The 15,299-nt window shown below is 46.1% G+C and carries 11 protein-coding genes and 2 pseudogenes; 12 read left to right on the top strand and 1 reads right to left on the bottom strand.

What is annotated here, in order from left to right; all coding sequences use genetic code 11:
* Positions 1-67: 67 nt before the first annotated feature.
* The 4 genes and pseudogenes from C7B77_RS09515 to tatC all read left to right on the top strand — a co-directional run bounded on the left by C7B77_RS09515 (position 68) and on the right by tatC (position 3,576).
* Positions 68-1,040: pseudogene (locus C7B77_RS09515) on the top strand (dihydrolipoamide acetyltransferase family protein).
* Between the two features lie 15 nt (positions 1,041-1,055).
* Positions 1,056-1,241: a hypothetical protein gene (locus C7B77_RS09510; protein WP_106303340.1), complete on the top strand. Its 186-nt coding sequence runs from the start codon at positions 1,056-1,058 to the stop codon at positions 1,239-1,241.
* A gap of 177 nt (positions 1,242-1,418) precedes the next feature.
* Entirely contained in the window at positions 1,419-2,600 is a 1,182-nt protein-coding gene (locus C7B77_RS09505) for an ABC transporter permease (protein ID WP_106303337.1), read from the top strand.
* A gap of 157 nt (positions 2,601-2,757) precedes the next feature.
* Complete coding sequence (tatC, locus tag C7B77_RS09500; RefSeq protein WP_106303335.1) at positions 2,758-3,576, top strand: twin-arginine translocase subunit TatC; 819 nt, start codon at positions 2,758-2,760, stop codon at positions 3,574-3,576.
* A 100-nt stretch (positions 3,577-3,676) separates the two neighbouring features.
* Here tatC and C7B77_RS09495 read toward each other — a convergent pair whose 3' ends face one another.
* Entirely contained in the window at positions 3,677-4,498 is an 822-nt protein-coding gene (locus C7B77_RS09495) for a hypothetical protein (RefSeq protein WP_106303333.1), read from the bottom strand.
* Between the two features lie 189 nt (positions 4,499-4,687).
* Between C7B77_RS09495 and murG the strand changes: the two genes are divergently transcribed.
* The 8 genes and pseudogenes from murG (at position 4,688) to C7B77_RS09455 (ending at position 15,263) form a co-directional block, all read left to right on the top strand.
* Entirely contained in the window at positions 4,688-5,800 is a 1,113-nt protein-coding gene (gene murG, locus C7B77_RS09490; RefSeq protein WP_106303331.1) for an undecaprenyldiphospho-muramoylpentapeptide beta-N-acetylglucosaminyltransferase, read from the top strand.
* A gap of 54 nt (positions 5,801-5,854) precedes the next feature.
* Positions 5,855-6,136: a DUF427 domain-containing protein gene (locus C7B77_RS09485; protein ID WP_106303328.1), complete on the top strand. Its 282-nt coding sequence runs from the start codon at positions 5,855-5,857 to the stop codon at positions 6,134-6,136.
* 273 nt (positions 6,137-6,409) lie between these two features.
* Positions 6,410-6,790: a hypothetical protein gene (locus C7B77_RS09480; RefSeq protein ID WP_106303325.1), complete on the top strand. Its 381-nt coding sequence runs from the start codon at positions 6,410-6,412 to the stop codon at positions 6,788-6,790.
* A gap of 259 nt (positions 6,791-7,049) precedes the next feature.
* Positions 7,050-8,585: a ferredoxin--nitrite reductase gene (locus tag C7B77_RS09475; RefSeq protein ID WP_106303322.1), complete on the top strand. Its 1,536-nt coding sequence runs from the start codon at positions 7,050-7,052 to the stop codon at positions 8,583-8,585.
* A 427-nt stretch (positions 8,586-9,012) separates the two neighbouring features.
* Positions 9,013-9,744: pseudogene (locus tag C7B77_RS31955) on the top strand (DUF7873 family protein).
* Between the two features lie 940 nt (positions 9,745-10,684).
* Positions 10,685-12,010 (top strand): CmpA/NrtA family ABC transporter substrate-binding protein, encoded by a 1,326-nt coding sequence (locus tag C7B77_RS09465; protein WP_106303320.1) that lies wholly within the window; start codon positions 10,685-10,687, stop codon positions 12,008-12,010.
* A 311-nt stretch (positions 12,011-12,321) separates the two neighbouring features.
* Positions 12,322-13,167: a nitrate ABC transporter permease gene (gene ntrB / locus C7B77_RS09460; RefSeq protein ID WP_106303317.1), complete on the top strand. Its 846-nt coding sequence runs from the start codon at positions 12,322-12,324 to the stop codon at positions 13,165-13,167.
* 110 nt (positions 13,168-13,277) lie between these two features.
* On the top strand, positions 13,278-15,263 hold the full coding sequence (locus tag C7B77_RS09455) for an ABC transporter ATP-binding/substrate-binding protein (protein WP_106303314.1): 1,986 nt from the start codon (positions 13,278-13,280) through the stop codon (positions 15,261-15,263).
* Positions 15,264-15,299: the final 36 nt, after the last annotated feature.

The following is a 15,299-nucleotide window of genomic DNA, read 5'->3' as shown; positions in this document are numbered from 1 at the left end:
GAACCCGCCCTCCCCAACGGAAGATCTCAAATGGGTTCTATATACTGTTCGATCGAGAAGATTCCCCATGGCAATACGCGAAGTTTTCCTGCCTGTTCTAAGTCGCACGATGACTGACTTTAAGATCGTCTCCTGGCACAAATCCCCAGGGGACAAAGTTGAAAAAGGCGAAGTCATTTGTGCGCTGGAATTCGACAAAGTAGATATCGATGTCGAAACTTTTTATAGCGGCTATATCGCTACCATCCTCGTTCCAGCCGGAGCATCCGCACCTATTGGCTCAATAATTGCACTGGTGGCTGAGACTGAAGCTGAAATTGAAGTAGCCAAACAGCAAGCCCAGGGCAAAGCTCCAGCCGCTAAAGCCACAGCTCCCGCACCAGCAGCCACAGCCGCAGCCACCACAATCTCACCCCCAGCAACAACTGCATCCCCTACAGAAACTCCCCTCAAAATCGATCGACCCGTAGTATCCCCCCGCGCGAGGAAATTAGCCAAAGAATATGGCATCGCCGTCGAAACTCTTAATGGCACTGGCCCCAACGGTCGCATCACCGCAGAAGATGTTGGTACTTAACGCCAGCTACACCGATGCAGGTCTCAATCATCCTGGCTCGATTAATATTGCCGTCGCCGTCTCCATGCCCGACGGTGGATTGATTACTCCCGTCCTCCAAAATGCTGACAAACTCGATCTCTACTCCCTGTCGCGGATGTGGAAAGATCTAGTCGATCGCGCGCGGATCGAGCAATTGCAGCCCCAAGAGTACAGCTCTGGTACTTTTACCATCTCTAACCTCGGAATGCTAGGCGTCGATCGATTTGATGCCATTCTACCCCCCGGTACGGGCGCGATTTTGGCTGTGGGTGCTTCGCAGCCGCAAGTAGTGGCTAGCGAAGATGGTACGTTTGCGATCCGTCGTCAAATGCAGGTAAATATGACTGCCGATCGCCGGATTATCTACGGTGCTGATGCGGCTAATTTCCTCAAGGATTTGGCTCTATTAATCCAAACTAACGCTCAATCTTTGACGTTATAGACATCATCCTCAAATATGACTGCCGATATCCAACAAGCCCAGCAATCGAAGGTGAGGATGTTGGGTTTTCTCGTTCCGTTCGCGTTGGTGTTGGCAAAGCGTTCCGTTGGCGAAGCCTCTCGGAGAGAAGGAAAGCCTGCTGTAGGCACAGCATTTGCCTCAGCAAAGCATCTGAGCCGACATAAATGCCGCCTAACATGACAATAAACTTTGGCTGAGGATGTTGGGTTTCGATTCTCTCAACCCAACCTACAGATCTATATACTTAATATATCGATCTCAATCGACCTGTAGGGGGAATGCCTCGTGCTTATTCCGCAACGCTTGTGGGTAACCCGACAGATCGATCGCATGGGTTGAATTTCCTGGAGGTTTTCAATGAATTGGTGGCAACAGTTAAAACGGAATGGATTGGCAAGAGCGGGTGCGATCGCGCTAGTGTTGATGTATCTGATGGTCATTGCAGCGGAGTTTGTCGCTCCCTACGATCCTTATGTATCGCAGGATGATGGCTCTTTGTTACCACCAACTGCCATTCATTGGACAGATCCGGACGGTAAATGGATTGGGGCGCATGTGTACCCGACTACTCAGGGTAAAACCGATATTAATACCGGAGATCGACTGCTCAAGGTAGATAAAACGAAGCCATCGCCGATTAGCTTATTCGTGCGCGGTTCTAGTTATAAGTTATTTCAAGTTAGTATCCCCTTGCTGCCAAAATTCGATCCGGCGATGAGCAAGAAAAATAAGGGTAAAGATCCAGTTGTCAAGACTAAAGCTGATGCGCAAGAATTAACCATTTTTTCCGGTATTCCCTGCGATTGGCATTTATTCGGCACCACAGGTACGGGTAAAATCAATCTTTTCGGCACTGACGAACAGGGGCGAGATCAATTCAGTCGGCTCGTCTATGGCGGTAGAATCAGCCTGTTTATCGGTCTGATTGGGGTAATAATCTCTTTCCCCATCGGCATGATTTTAGGCGGGATTGCGGGCTATTTTGGCGGCTGGATCGATGCTGGAATCATGCGCGTAGCTGAGGTATTGATGACTTTGCCGAGTATATATTTATTAGTCGCGCTAGCTTCAGTATTACCCGATCGAGTCAGCAGTTCTCAACGTTTTTTACTAATTGTCGCAATTACCTCCTTTATCAGTTGGGCGGGATTGGCGCGGGTAATTCGCGGTCAGGTATTATCGATTAAGGAGCGAGAATTCGTTCAAGCCGCACGTGCAATGGGGGCAAAACCGTTTTATATTATCGTCCGCCATGTGCTGCCGCAAACAGCTACTTATTTGATTATTTCAGCAACTTTAGCAATTCCGAGTTTCATTGTTGCTGAGTCGGTATTGAGTCTGATTGGCTTGGGTATTCAACCACCAGATCCTTCTTGGGGAAATTTACTTTCGATCGCGACTAATACTTCAATTCTGATCTTCCAACCTTGGTTGATTTGGCCGCCAGCACTGTTAATCATCCTCACGGTACTAGCCTTCAATCTCCTCGGCGACGGTTTGCGCGATGCTCTCGATCCGCGCAATCTCCAACGTTCTTGAACTCTAGATCGAGACAAGACAAGACAGCACAACCTTGCAGGATTGGCAGGTAACGATCGTCGTTACCCATTACCCCATTACCCATTACCCATTCACCCGTTCACCGCACAACCCGATCCTTTATAATTGGTAAGAAAGTTCAGGCATAAGCTTTGCAATGACTTCAGAAGTAGATACCGATCTTCAGTCCAATAGCGAACTGAGTACCGCACTATGGTCGCCAGATCCCGATCTGAATGACGAATTAGACAAATTAGACGAATTAGACGAACTCTCCGCCGATCTGGAGATGTCTTTTTTCGACCATTTGGAAGAATTACGCCTGCGGATATTTTATGGGATCTTAGCGGTGGCGATCGGCGCGATCGGCTGTTTTGTCTACGCCAAACAAATCGTCCAAGTGCTAGAAATACCTGCTGTTGGCATTAAATTTCTGCAACTGGCTCCAGGTGAATACTTTTTTGTCTCGGTCAAGGTGGCTGGATATTGTGGTTTATTAGTTGCTAGTCCGGTAATTCTCTACCAAATCATTCAATTCGTACTCCCTGGCTTGACGCGGCGCGAGCGTCAGTTAGTATTGCCTGTGGTGATTGGTTCGTCGGTGCTATTTGTTGGGGGGATTGCGTTTGCTTATTATGCATTGATTCCGGCTGCGCTCAATTTTCTGATCGGTTACGGCGAAAATGTTGTCGAGCAGGCTTGGTCGATCGATCGATATTTTGAGTTTGTATTAGTCTTATTATTTGCTACGGGTTTGTTATTTGAACTACCTGTCGTTCAGATTTTATTATCTCTATTGGGCATTCTCTCTTCAGAAGTGATGTTATCTGGGTGGAAAAGTGTAGTGGTAGGATCGATGGTAGTCGGCGCGATCGTTACTCCCTCCACAGATCCGCTAACTCAAAGTTTGCTTGCAGGTGCAGTGTTAGCTTTATATTTTGGCGGGATTGGTGTTGTGAAGTTATTGGGTAAGTAAGCCCCAAATTTAAGCTAGAAGCAAGCAGATCCCCGACTTCTTCGAGAAGTCGGGGATCTTGTCTTTTAAAGTAACCCAATTATCAATTATCAATTATCAATTAATTGTCCCGCACTACCCGCACGCGTTGAGTGAGCGTAGACATCCCCGATGGACGGATAAAGATTGTAGAGAGCCAATAATCGCCGGATTTGCCAGGAGCGCGAGCGACTTTGAATAAGCCACCAGCCGAGAGTAGCTCTAGCTTGTAACTTGGTGTCTTGCCATAGCTCGCAGCGGAAACTGGTTGTTTAATCGTTGTACCCATGAGCACATCTTCACCCAGCGGTTCGAGGACGATCGCATCGAGGTTATATTCAGCGTTAGTTTGGAGTGTTTCTGGTAAATTAAGTTCGATCGTTGGTGGTTTGCTACCGCTGGTTAACAGGGTGCGTTCTTGGAGGACTTGTTGTTGGACTATTTGTCCGCCAACGATCTTTTGACGAGATTGAATCGTCGATTGCAAATTGAAGACTCTACCGTCGATTTTTTGGGTGCCAGCAATTTTGGTAACAGTATTGGCGGTGTAACCATTCTCCGCCGCCTGCCAGCTTTGAAGGCTAGTGGTGTAAGTAGTATTAGTATAATTTTGCCAAAATTGACCCAATGATTGCTCCCAGGTGGTTTTAGTCCAACCATCACTGGTGCTAAAATTAGGGCTGTAGTAACGCGATACTTCTGACAATTTGCGGGCGTTGGCAGCGGCATCAATGTTGGTGAGGAGTGTCTTAATTGCCGCAGGCGCATTCATTGTCTGGCTATCGACGCGCGCGGGGATTGCAATTGCCATCTGGGTGCCAATTGCTAGTGTCGAAATTGCCAATCGATACCAAGATCTTGCAGAGAAAGTAGCTGGTAACAGACGGTAGATGCGTTGCAACATATAGAGGATATCGGGTAGCGGGTAAAAAGTGGCCAGAATGAAACAAGTCTCACCTCTTTTGGAGCAAATACTGCGGATCGAGGTATCGATCGATATTACATCTACAATAACAGAACAGCGATTCTTCTAGCGGAGAGGCTACGCCAACGGCTAAAATAACTGTGTCGCAGGTGAGGAATAAAAATAATAGTGTCTAATGCTGCTATTAAGCTACTGATTGCCGCAAGTGGAACTGGGGGACATGTATTTCCCGCGATCGCAGTTGCCCAAAAGTTATCAGGGTATCAGATTGAATGGTTGGGCGTACCCGATCGGCTAGAGTCCAAGTTAGTCCCCAAAGAGTATCCTTTACATATTATTCGAGTTGGTGGCTTTCAGGGGAGATTTGGACTAGGTACTCTCAAAACACTGGGTGGATTGCTTGCCAGCATCTTTCAAGTCCGCAAACTGCTCAAACAAGGCAAGTTTGATGCTGTCTTTAGTACTGGTGGTTATATCTCTGCACCAGCGATCTTAGCTGGTTATTCGCTCGGTTTACCAGTGTTTCTGCACGAATCTAATGCGATTCCTGGCAAAGTTACCCGATGGCTGAGTCCGTTTTGTACCAAGGTAGCTGTCGGATTTGTCGCGACTAGCAAATATCTCACCCGTGCCAAGACAATTTATCTGGGTACTCCCTGTCGTCAAGAGTTTTTGACCTCACAACCGCTTGATTTACCAATTCCCGCTGGTAGTCCCCTAATTGTCGTCGTCGGGGGGTCTCAAGGCGCGGTAGCCCTCAATCAGATGATATCTGAATGCGTGCAATCTTGGCTGGATGCAGGTGCGACGATCGTCCATATCGTCGGCGGCGCGAATATGCCGACCGACAAAATCGAGCATCCTCAGTATATCGTCCTCCCTTTTTACGATAATATGGCCGGACTGTTGCAACGTGCAAATTTGGCAATCTGTCGTGCTGGTGCCGCGACACTTAATGAATTGATGATTACCCGTACTCCGTCAATTTTGATTCCCTATCCCTTTGCTGCTGAGGATCATCAATATTACAATGCCAATGTTTTAGCATCTGCCAATGGCGCGCTCCTATTTCGGCAAGAAAATCTGACGGCGCAGTTTTTATCGCTAGAAGTCCTCAATCTCCTCCAAAATCCACAAAGATTGGAGACAATGGCATCCAATACTAGTTCGCTAGGTGTGATTAATAGTGCAGATTTGCTAGCAGATACGATCGGAGAATCAGTTAAAGCTAGAATAGCTGCACGCCAACTACCGCAGCCAGCAAATGGCACCGAGAGTTGAATGTTATAGTGATAAGAGTTTGGACAATCTAGATAACTAACAACCGATCGATTTATGAAAAAAGCAACTTGGAATGGTGCAACCTTAGCCGAAAGCGATGCCACAGTCGTTGTCGAAAATAATCAGTACTTTCCACCAGAAAGCATCAACAAACAATATTTTATCGATAGCAATACCCACACTACCTGTCCCTGGAAAGGTGTTGCTAGCTACTACAGTATCGAAGTTGATGGTAAAGTCAATCCAGATGCGGCTTGGTACTATCCCGAAACCAAGGATGCTGCTAAAAATATTACTGGTTACATTGCCTTTTGGAAGGGCGTAAAAGTCGAATAATTACAGCTTAGATGCTATTTAGGTAATTGATAATTGATAATTGATAATTGATAATTAATTACTTCTTCCTGTTACGTAGTGTCTGCTAATTGAGAAGGACTGAGCATAATCGGGTTCTATTTCTCCCAAAGAGGGAGGCTTTATACCTATTTTTCTTGGTAAGTAGCATCTAAGCTTAAGTCCGATCGATCCCGACTTCTATAAATTAGCGATCGGCGATTGAATTAAGTTTTGGTAGGATAATAAAATTGTATAAGTGCAAATTCAATCGCAGTGGAAATTAATCAGATCGATCTCCAAATTATTGAAGAATTAACAGTTAAATTTGCGGACATTCCCGAAGCGATCGCTAGCTTAGAAACAATTGCCGATTGCGAAGGCGATCTAGAAGATGCAGCGATGACTTTAGCAATTCGCACCGGACAACAGCCAGACATTACTAATAGTGAATGGTTAGAAGGATTGGCCAAAAAATGCCGCGTAGCTGTTTGTCAATCGGAATTTCGGAATGATATGGTAGATGGTAATTTTATGCCGCTATATCAACATTTTGAACGAGTGAAAGTCTGCCCAAAATTATTGATTTTACCAGTGTTATTGTACGTTCACGAACATGGGGTCAACCGCTTTTGTCAGCCGCTCGATCCATTGTAGCTATATCCGTGGACTATGAACCTATTCACGCCCATCTATGGTATATGTCTCACTTGTCACCCTCGCCCATCGAGTAACACCTGGGCAACGTAGCTAAATCCGTAAACTACATAAATAAAAACCGATTCTTGCATAGAATCGGTTTTTTTGTAACAAGAGATACTAAATCCCAACATCATTACCGTTAACTTATGATACACAAGATTAAATTTTACTAAACCCAATTCTGTGCAGCTTCAAGCTAGCGGGGATTTCAGCCATGACAACAGCCACACCAGCCACTCAGAACAAATTTGAGAAACTCAAATCAGAAAAAGACGGACTCGCACTCAAAGCCGAGCTAGAAGATTTTGCAAGGATTGGTTGGGAAGCGATGGATGAAACCGACCGCGAGCATCGCTTAAAGTGGTTGGGTGTATTTTTTCGGCCCGTGACGCCTGGAAAGTTTATGATGCGGTTACGCGCGCCGAGTGGGATTACCACTAGCGACCAATTGCGCGTGTTAGGCGATATCATCCAACGGTATGGAGATGATGGCAGTGCCGATATTACCACCCGCCAGAGCATTCAGTTGCGGGGGATTCGGATTGAAGATCTACCAGAAATCTTCCGTAAGATGGCAGCAGTCGGACTGACGAGTATGCAGTCGGCGATGGATAATGTCCGCAACATTACGGGTTCGCCTGTCGCAGGACTCGAAGCTGGGGAATTGTACGATACCCGCGAGCTGATTCAGGAATTGCAAGACCGAATTATTAATAAGGGTGATGGCAATCCTGAATTTAGTAATCTACCACGCAAATTTAACATCGCGATCGCGGGTTGTCGCGATAACTCGGTTCACGCCGAAATTAACGATTTGGCTTTCGTCCCGGCATTCAAAGATGATGTATTTGGATTTAACGTGCTCGTCGGCGGCTTCTTTTCCGGTAAGCGATGCGATGCTGCCATTCCCATGAATGTCTGGGTGGCACCTGAAGAGGTAATTGAATTTAGTCTGAGTATTTTACGCTTGTTCCGCGACAACGGTTTGCGAGCCAATCGGATGAAAGCGCGCTTGATGTTCCTCATCGATGAATGGGGCATCGAAAAATTCCGTGCCGAAACCGAACGCGTCTACGGCAAAACCTTAGTAGCTGCGGCACCTAAAGATGAAATTGAATGGGAAAAACGCGACCATATCGGCGTATATCCCCAAAAGCAAGCCGGATTAAATTATGTAGGTTTGCATATTCCCGTCGGACATCTCAAAGCGGCTGATTTCTTTGAATTAGCCAGACTGGCAGAAGTTTATGGCAGTGGCGAAGTCCGGTTTACGGTCGAGCAAAACGCCATTATTCCTAATGTTGCCGATGCTAAATTACCAATCTTATTGAGCGAACCAACCTTGCAAAAATTCCAGGTCAATCCTGGCAATCTTACCCGCACGGTAGTCTCTTGTACTGGTGCTCAATTCTGCAACTTTGCGATGATTGAAACCAAGCAACATGCCGTATCGGTCATCGGAGCTGTCGAAGCCAAAGTTGACGTTCCCAAGCCAGTGCGGATTCATTGGACTGGTTGTCCTAATTCTTGCGGTCAACCTCAAGTCGCTGATATCGGCTTGATGGGTGCCAAAGTTCGCAAGGACGGTCAAACCGTCGAGGCTGTGGATATCTTTATGGGTGGTACCGTTGGTAAAGATGCCAAGCTCGGCGAAAAGGTAATGAAAGGAGTGCCGCTTACTGAGTTAGATGGCGTACTGGTTGACTTATTGGTCGAAAAGTTTGGTGCGACGGCGACGCCGACAACTTAATTCAGGGTCGCAGATTGTGGAGTTATGGATCTGTAGGGGCGGGTTTGCGGCGCATCGAACGGGAGGTTCCCTCCCGTTTGTGTGCGACAAGACAATGCTAGCAGATCTCGATTGTACTGTTCGTTCTCAACCAAACCCGCCCTCCCCGCCTACGATATATACACAAGTTATTGGAGTTGCTGCGTAGTCCCTTACCCCACCCCAACCCTCCCCTTATAAAGGGGAGGGAGCCGGAAAAGTAGAAAACAGAATATAGTAGGGTGGGCAGTGCCCACCATCTAGGTTTCAGGCATTACCTATTTAATAAATATTTGCACCTACTTACGATCGCAGATTATAGACGATCGGCAGTGCCCATCCTACAAATCTTAAAAAATAGTCGCACAATTTACCCACTAAAATAGGAGCGATATCCCGCCCAAGTTCCATGAAGCTCAATCAATTAATTGCAATTCTACAATCAGTCAAAACTAACGCTGGTAAAGGTAAAACCGAAGTTTATCAACTCGCCCAAAAAAGCGCGCTATTTCAAGGATTGAGTCGGACATATCAATCGCGAGAAGAAGATGGATTTATCTATCCCGCCGAATCGCAGAAACTTACGCTCAAAGCTAGCGATTTAATCGACAAGTTTATCCAAGCTTCATCAGAATTATTCGATCTTGCTGCAACCCAAGATTATGCTAACACCGAAGCCAAAGCTTCGATCGTTATCGACGGTCAGACGATAATTGCCGATGCCCCTGTATCGTACCTATTGTTTCTTGAAAAACAACTCCAGGATATCAAGACATTTATCGGTTCATTACCAGTATTATCGATCGACAAAGACTAGCAACACGATCCCAATCGCGGTTGTTATGTAACTTTACCAAAAGAAACCGTTAAAACTAAGAAAATCACCGATTTTGTAGTCGCTTACGAAGCAACCGAACATCATCCTGCCCAAATCAAAGAAGTTTCTAAAGATGTCATTGAGGGAATTTGGAGTTTAGTAGAATTTTCGGGTGCGTTACCTCAAGATCGAGTAAATTCTTTATTGCGTCGCGTTGATAAACTCCAAAAAGCGACCATTCAAGCTAGAGAAGAAGCCAACAGTCAGCAAGTCCAACAACGCCAAGTTGCGACAGCAATTTTTAGTTATTTATTTGCAGATTGAGTTATAATAGCGATCGAGTACAAGTTCAATTTTAGTGCTAAGAGTGTTTGCAGGTTCGACTCCTGCCCCCCAGACTATAATCACTCTATTTAAATTCCGCTTTGACATTCATTTAGGCTCGGATTTAGATCTTCTGGGGGTAGGCAAATAAGTTGCTAGATAATAATTATCTAGCTAACGAGGTAAAGCCAGCTCTTTGCCATCAAAATTAAAGGTTAAATTTAAGTTATTACTCTAACTTCATTTGTCAAACCTCGCTCCCTGTATCGATCTTCGCCAACCAACGCTTGCGATACGCGAGTTCAAATCTCGTCCTCTGCTTATTTACTTGCAGAGGTAGTTTAGCGGTAAAACATCGCGGCATCAGATTAAGTTTGCGATAACTGGAAATCATTAGACAGGAATAGCGTTATAACTTTGAACCCGGTCACCAGGATAGCGTTGCCGGGTTTTTCAATGGATTTTTAGCATTGTCTATCTTAGAAACCCGACTTCTTGTAAGAAGTCGGTTTATAGTCGTAATTTCGATAAAGTCGATCGCTTTAACGGTTGCCATAATTGCCGATTTATGTAGTTAAAATATACCTGTTTTCTCTCATTAAGTGGCGATCGTTTGTCAAGCAAAGACGACTACCAATCGACAATCTAAAACTAGTTCGATTGCTATGCATATTTGTAGCTATTTTAGTGAAAAAATGACATTAGATCTAATTATCGATCTAACAAATTATGATAATTAATAAATTTAGCAAAGAGTAACAGTCGATACTGTTTTTAATTTCAGTATTTCATAAATCAAAAAAGCAAAATTTGTCAAGGTTTTGTTAGCAATTGGTAACAAAAATGACAGTTTTATAAGCATCAAAAAACGACAATAGATAAAAGCAAATGGCAGTAATCGATATTAGTGCCCTAAATACGAGGAGCGATCGGTAAATATATGAGTCAATTTTCACGTAGAAAGTTTATGCTTACGGCTGGTATTACTGCCACCACAAGTATTTTGATAAATGCTTGTAGCAATAAAGCCGATGGCGACAAAGGTTCGACTGCAACTGCGCCAGCTACTAACATTGCAGCGGGAGATGCACCAGAAGTTACTACTGCCAAATTAGGCTTTATTCCGCTTACCGACTCCGCACCATTAATCATCGCCAAAGAGAAAGGTTTATTTGCCAAATACGGCATGAAAGATGTCGAAGTCCTCAAGCAAACTTCTTGGCCTGTTACCCGCGATAACTTGGAAACTGGCTCGGCTGGTGGCGGTATCGATGGCGCACACATGTTATCGCCGATGCCTTATTTCATGAGTATGGGTATGACCAAAACCAAGCAACCCGTACCGATGTATATCTTGGCGCGGTTGAATACAAATGGACAAGCAATTTCGGTCGCAAATACCTACAAAGATGCCAAAATTCAACTCAAAGGGGCGGGATTTCAGCAGGCTCTAGCTCAAGCTAAATCTGGTGGTAAATCAGATCTCAAAGTAGCCGTAACTTTCCCCGGCGGTACTCACGATTTGTGGATGCGATATTGGTTATCAGCTAATGGTGTCGATCCTAACCAAGATGTTTCCGTCGTGCCCGTACCACCCCCACAGATGGTATCGAACATGAAAACAGACAGCATGGAAGCCTTCTGTGTGGGCGAACCTTGGAATGCTAGGTTAGTCAATCAAAAGCTCGGTTACACCGCCTTAGTAACTGGCGAACTATGGAAAGATCACCCCGAAAAAGCATTGGCAATGCGCGCTGATTGGGTAGATAAAAATCCTAAAGCAACCAAAGCAATCCTGATGGCAGTACAAGAAGCGCAGCAATGGTGCGATAAACCAGAGAATAAAGAGGAAATGGCTAAAATCATTTCTAACCCCAAATGGTTTGACGTCCCAGTTGCAGATATCCTCGGCAGAATTCAGGGCAAAATCGATTATGGCGACGGTAGAATCGAACCGAATTATCCTAACTCGATGAAATTCTGGGCTGATAATAGTTCGTATCCATACCAAAGTCACGACCTGTGGTTCTTAACTGAAAACATGCGCTGGGGAAATATTCCTACCGATTTTGTCAAGGCCAAAGAAATGATTAAAAAAGTCAATCGTGAAGACTTATGGAAAGCAGCAGCGATAGCTCTCAAGGTGGATGCCGCTCAAATTCCCACTAGTACTTCTCGTGGTGTGGAAACCTTCTTCGATGGCGTAAAATTCGATCCCGCCAAGCCGGAAGAATATCTCAAATCTCTCAAAATTAAGAAAGCCTAAATTAACTAGAGCAGCGATACATCCGTAGAACTCTCTGGTGCTAATTAAGGCTTCGACAATAAAAACACTATTCCAATTTTATCATCTTCGATCGCACCCAGCCTAGAGCTTAATCGCCTAAATAGGTGAGATCGTTGGTATTCATCCTATTTTGCTTAGGCTTCGGCTCTCATCTCACACATAGAAGTGCATTACGCCTGATGGTCTAGTTCACCCACCATCAAGGAGCCACAATTGAGCACACCTTCAGAGGAGAGCGAAGCCAATTAATAACCAAATAGCATAACTAATCATTCATAACTAGGAGAATCATGGCAGTAAGTAGTAGTCGGCAAGTTACCAAAAATCGCCGCAGTGGTAGTAATAATAACTCTTGGATTTCCAAGCAAGCACGGGGAATTCTCCCGCCAGTAGTGGCTTTACTGATAGCTTTGGCGATTTGGCAACTACTCTGTTTACCTGGTTCTGAAGGTTTACCAGGGCCGATTCAGGTCATTCAAGGTGCTTGGGATCCATTTATTATCAACCCATTTTTTGACAACGGCGGTAACTCAAAGGGGTTGGCTTTACAAGTATGGGCGAGTCTACAACGGGTATTTATCGGATTTAGTTTATCCGCAATTATTGGCGTCGGATTTGGAATTTTAATCGGCTCTAATAAATTAGTCTATCGATCGCTCGATCCGATGTTTCAGATTTTACGTACCATTCCCCCACTAGCCTGGTTGCCGATCGCACTAGCAGCCCTCAAAGACAATGGTCTAGCTGCAATTTTCGTCATCTTTATTACTGCTGTTTGGCCGATTCTGATCAATACTACCGTCGGCGTTCAACAGATTCCTCAAGATTATATCAATGTTAAGCGAGTCTTGAAACTATCTAACAAGGCTTATTTTTTCAAGATTTTATTACCAGCATCCTTACCATATATTTTCACAGGCTTACGCATTGGTATCGGCTTATCTTGGTTGGCGATCGTCGCAGCAGAAATGTTACGTAGCGACGTTGGGATTGGCTTCTTCATCTGGGAATCTTATAACAATGCTTATCTCGATCGAATCATTCTCGCGCTGATTTATGTAGGGATTGTGGGCTTCTTGTTGGATCGATCGATCGCATTTATCGCCACAAAGATTGTGGCTGAAGATCCGAAGTAGTTAACGAAGGTAGAAGGTCGTTAAGGCATAAGTCCGACCTATAGATTATTACTCAAGACGAACATCCAAATTCGCCTATCAACTATCAACTATCAACTATCAACTAACTCATGTTCGTACAGATAGACCACGTAGATAAAGTATTTCCACTGGCTAATGGTGGCAGGTATGTCGCACTTAAAAATATCGAACTAGATATTCATGAAGGTGAATTTATATCATTAATCGGCCACTCCGGTTGTGGTAAATCAACCTTATTAAATATGATCGCTGGACTCGATCGAGCCACTGCTGGCGGGGTAATTTTAGAAGGACGCGAAATTACCGAACCCGGCCCCGATCGAATGGTAGTATTTCAGAATTATTCGCTCCTTCCCTGGTTATCGGTGCGCGAAAATATTGCTCTGGCTGTCGATGAAGTTTACAGCCAACAACCTGTCGGCGAACGCCGCAGTATCATCGAACATCATATCGAATTAGTCGGCTTGCAACATGCCGCCAAAAAGCGTCCCGGCGAACTCTCTGGCGGGATGAAACAACGCGTCGCGATCGCCCGCGCCCTCGCCATTCGTCCCAAACTATTACTATTAGACGAACCCTTCGGTGCCCTCGACGCCCTCACTCGCGGCGGCTTGCAAGAACAATTGATGCACATCTGCGAAGAAAGCCGCGTTACCGCCGTCATGGTGACACATGACGTCGATGAAGCTCTATTATTATCCGATCGAGTGGTCATGCTCACCAATGGCCCCGAATCGCACATCGGGCGCATTCTCACCGTCGATTTACCCCGCCCCCGACGGCGGATGGAAGTAGTCAAACATCCCGACTACTACGATATGCGCGCCGAACTGATCGACTTTCTCAACCAACAAAAACGCGTCAAAAAAGCGCAAGCCGCCAAATCCACTACAATTCTCGTCCCCCAAACCAAAAAACTCGAACAAACCACCGTTAATATCGGCTACATTCCCCTCTCCGATGCCGCGCCGCTGATTATTGCTAAAGAAAAAGGCTTCTTCGCCAAATATGGGATCGAGCAAGTCAACCTCTTCCAAGAGCCGAGCTGGGACGCGATCGCCGACCATATCGTCAGCGGAGAACTCCACACCGCCCAAATGGTCGCAGGGATGCCCCTAGCCATGACTCTGGGCATGAATGGACGACCCTCTACCCCCATTTCCGTCCCCCTCGTCCTCTCCCGTAACGGCAACGCCATTACCCTGAGCACCGAACTATATAACAAAGGCATTCGCACCCTCCAAAACCTCAAAGCCGCCATTAGCACCACCATCATCGAGCGCAAACTTACCCTTGGAGTAGTCCACGACTGCTCCATGCACAACCTGATGCTGCGGTACTGGCTCGCCTCCGCCGGAATCGATCCCGACACAGACATCAACCTTATCGTCATCCCGCCTGCGGAAATGGTCGATCGATTGCGATCTGGCCAAATCGACGGCTTCTGCGTTGGCGAACCCTGGAACACCCAAGCCATCCAAGCAGGCATCGGCTTCGTCATCGCCACCGACCTCGATATTTGGGCTGGCAACCCCGAAAAAATCCTCGGCTTCACCGAAACCTGGGTCGAACAGCACCCCAACACCCACAGCGCGATCGTTCGTGCCGTCCTCGAAGCCTGTGAATACTGCGACGAACCCCGCCATCGTCCAGAAATCGTCACCCTACTCGCCAAACACCTAAACATCGCCCCTCAAACCCTGCGTCCCGGATTAATCGGGCCATTCGATCGGGGCAGCAACACCACCCCCGAAACCCTCCCCCGCTACCACCAATTCCACATCGAAAACGCCAACTGTCCCCGCCGCGTCGAAGGACTGTGGATCCTCACCCAACTCGCGCGTTGGAACATCACCCCCTTCCCCAAAAACTACATCGAAATCCTCGATCGAGTCCGGCGTGTAGACCACTTTCTCACCGCCTGCCAAGAACTAGGCTACATCGGTATCGAACCCGATCGCGACCCCTTCCAACTCTTCGACGGCCAAGTCTTCAACCCCGAAGAACCGCTCAAATACCTTAAAAACCAGCCTATTCGTGGAGAGGTAGAGATTAGAAACGTCGAGATTGGGTGAGTTGGGAGTTGGGAGTTGGGAGTTAAGAGTTAAGAG

The sequence above is a fragment of the Chamaesiphon polymorphus CCALA 037 genome (genome assembly GCF_003003845.1).
Lineage (GTDB): Bacteria > Cyanobacteriota > Cyanobacteriia > Cyanobacteriales > Chamaesiphonaceae > Chamaesiphon > Chamaesiphon polymorphus.
Note: the sequence above shows the minus strand (reverse complement) of the source record. Positions and strands in the feature narration are given on the sequence as shown.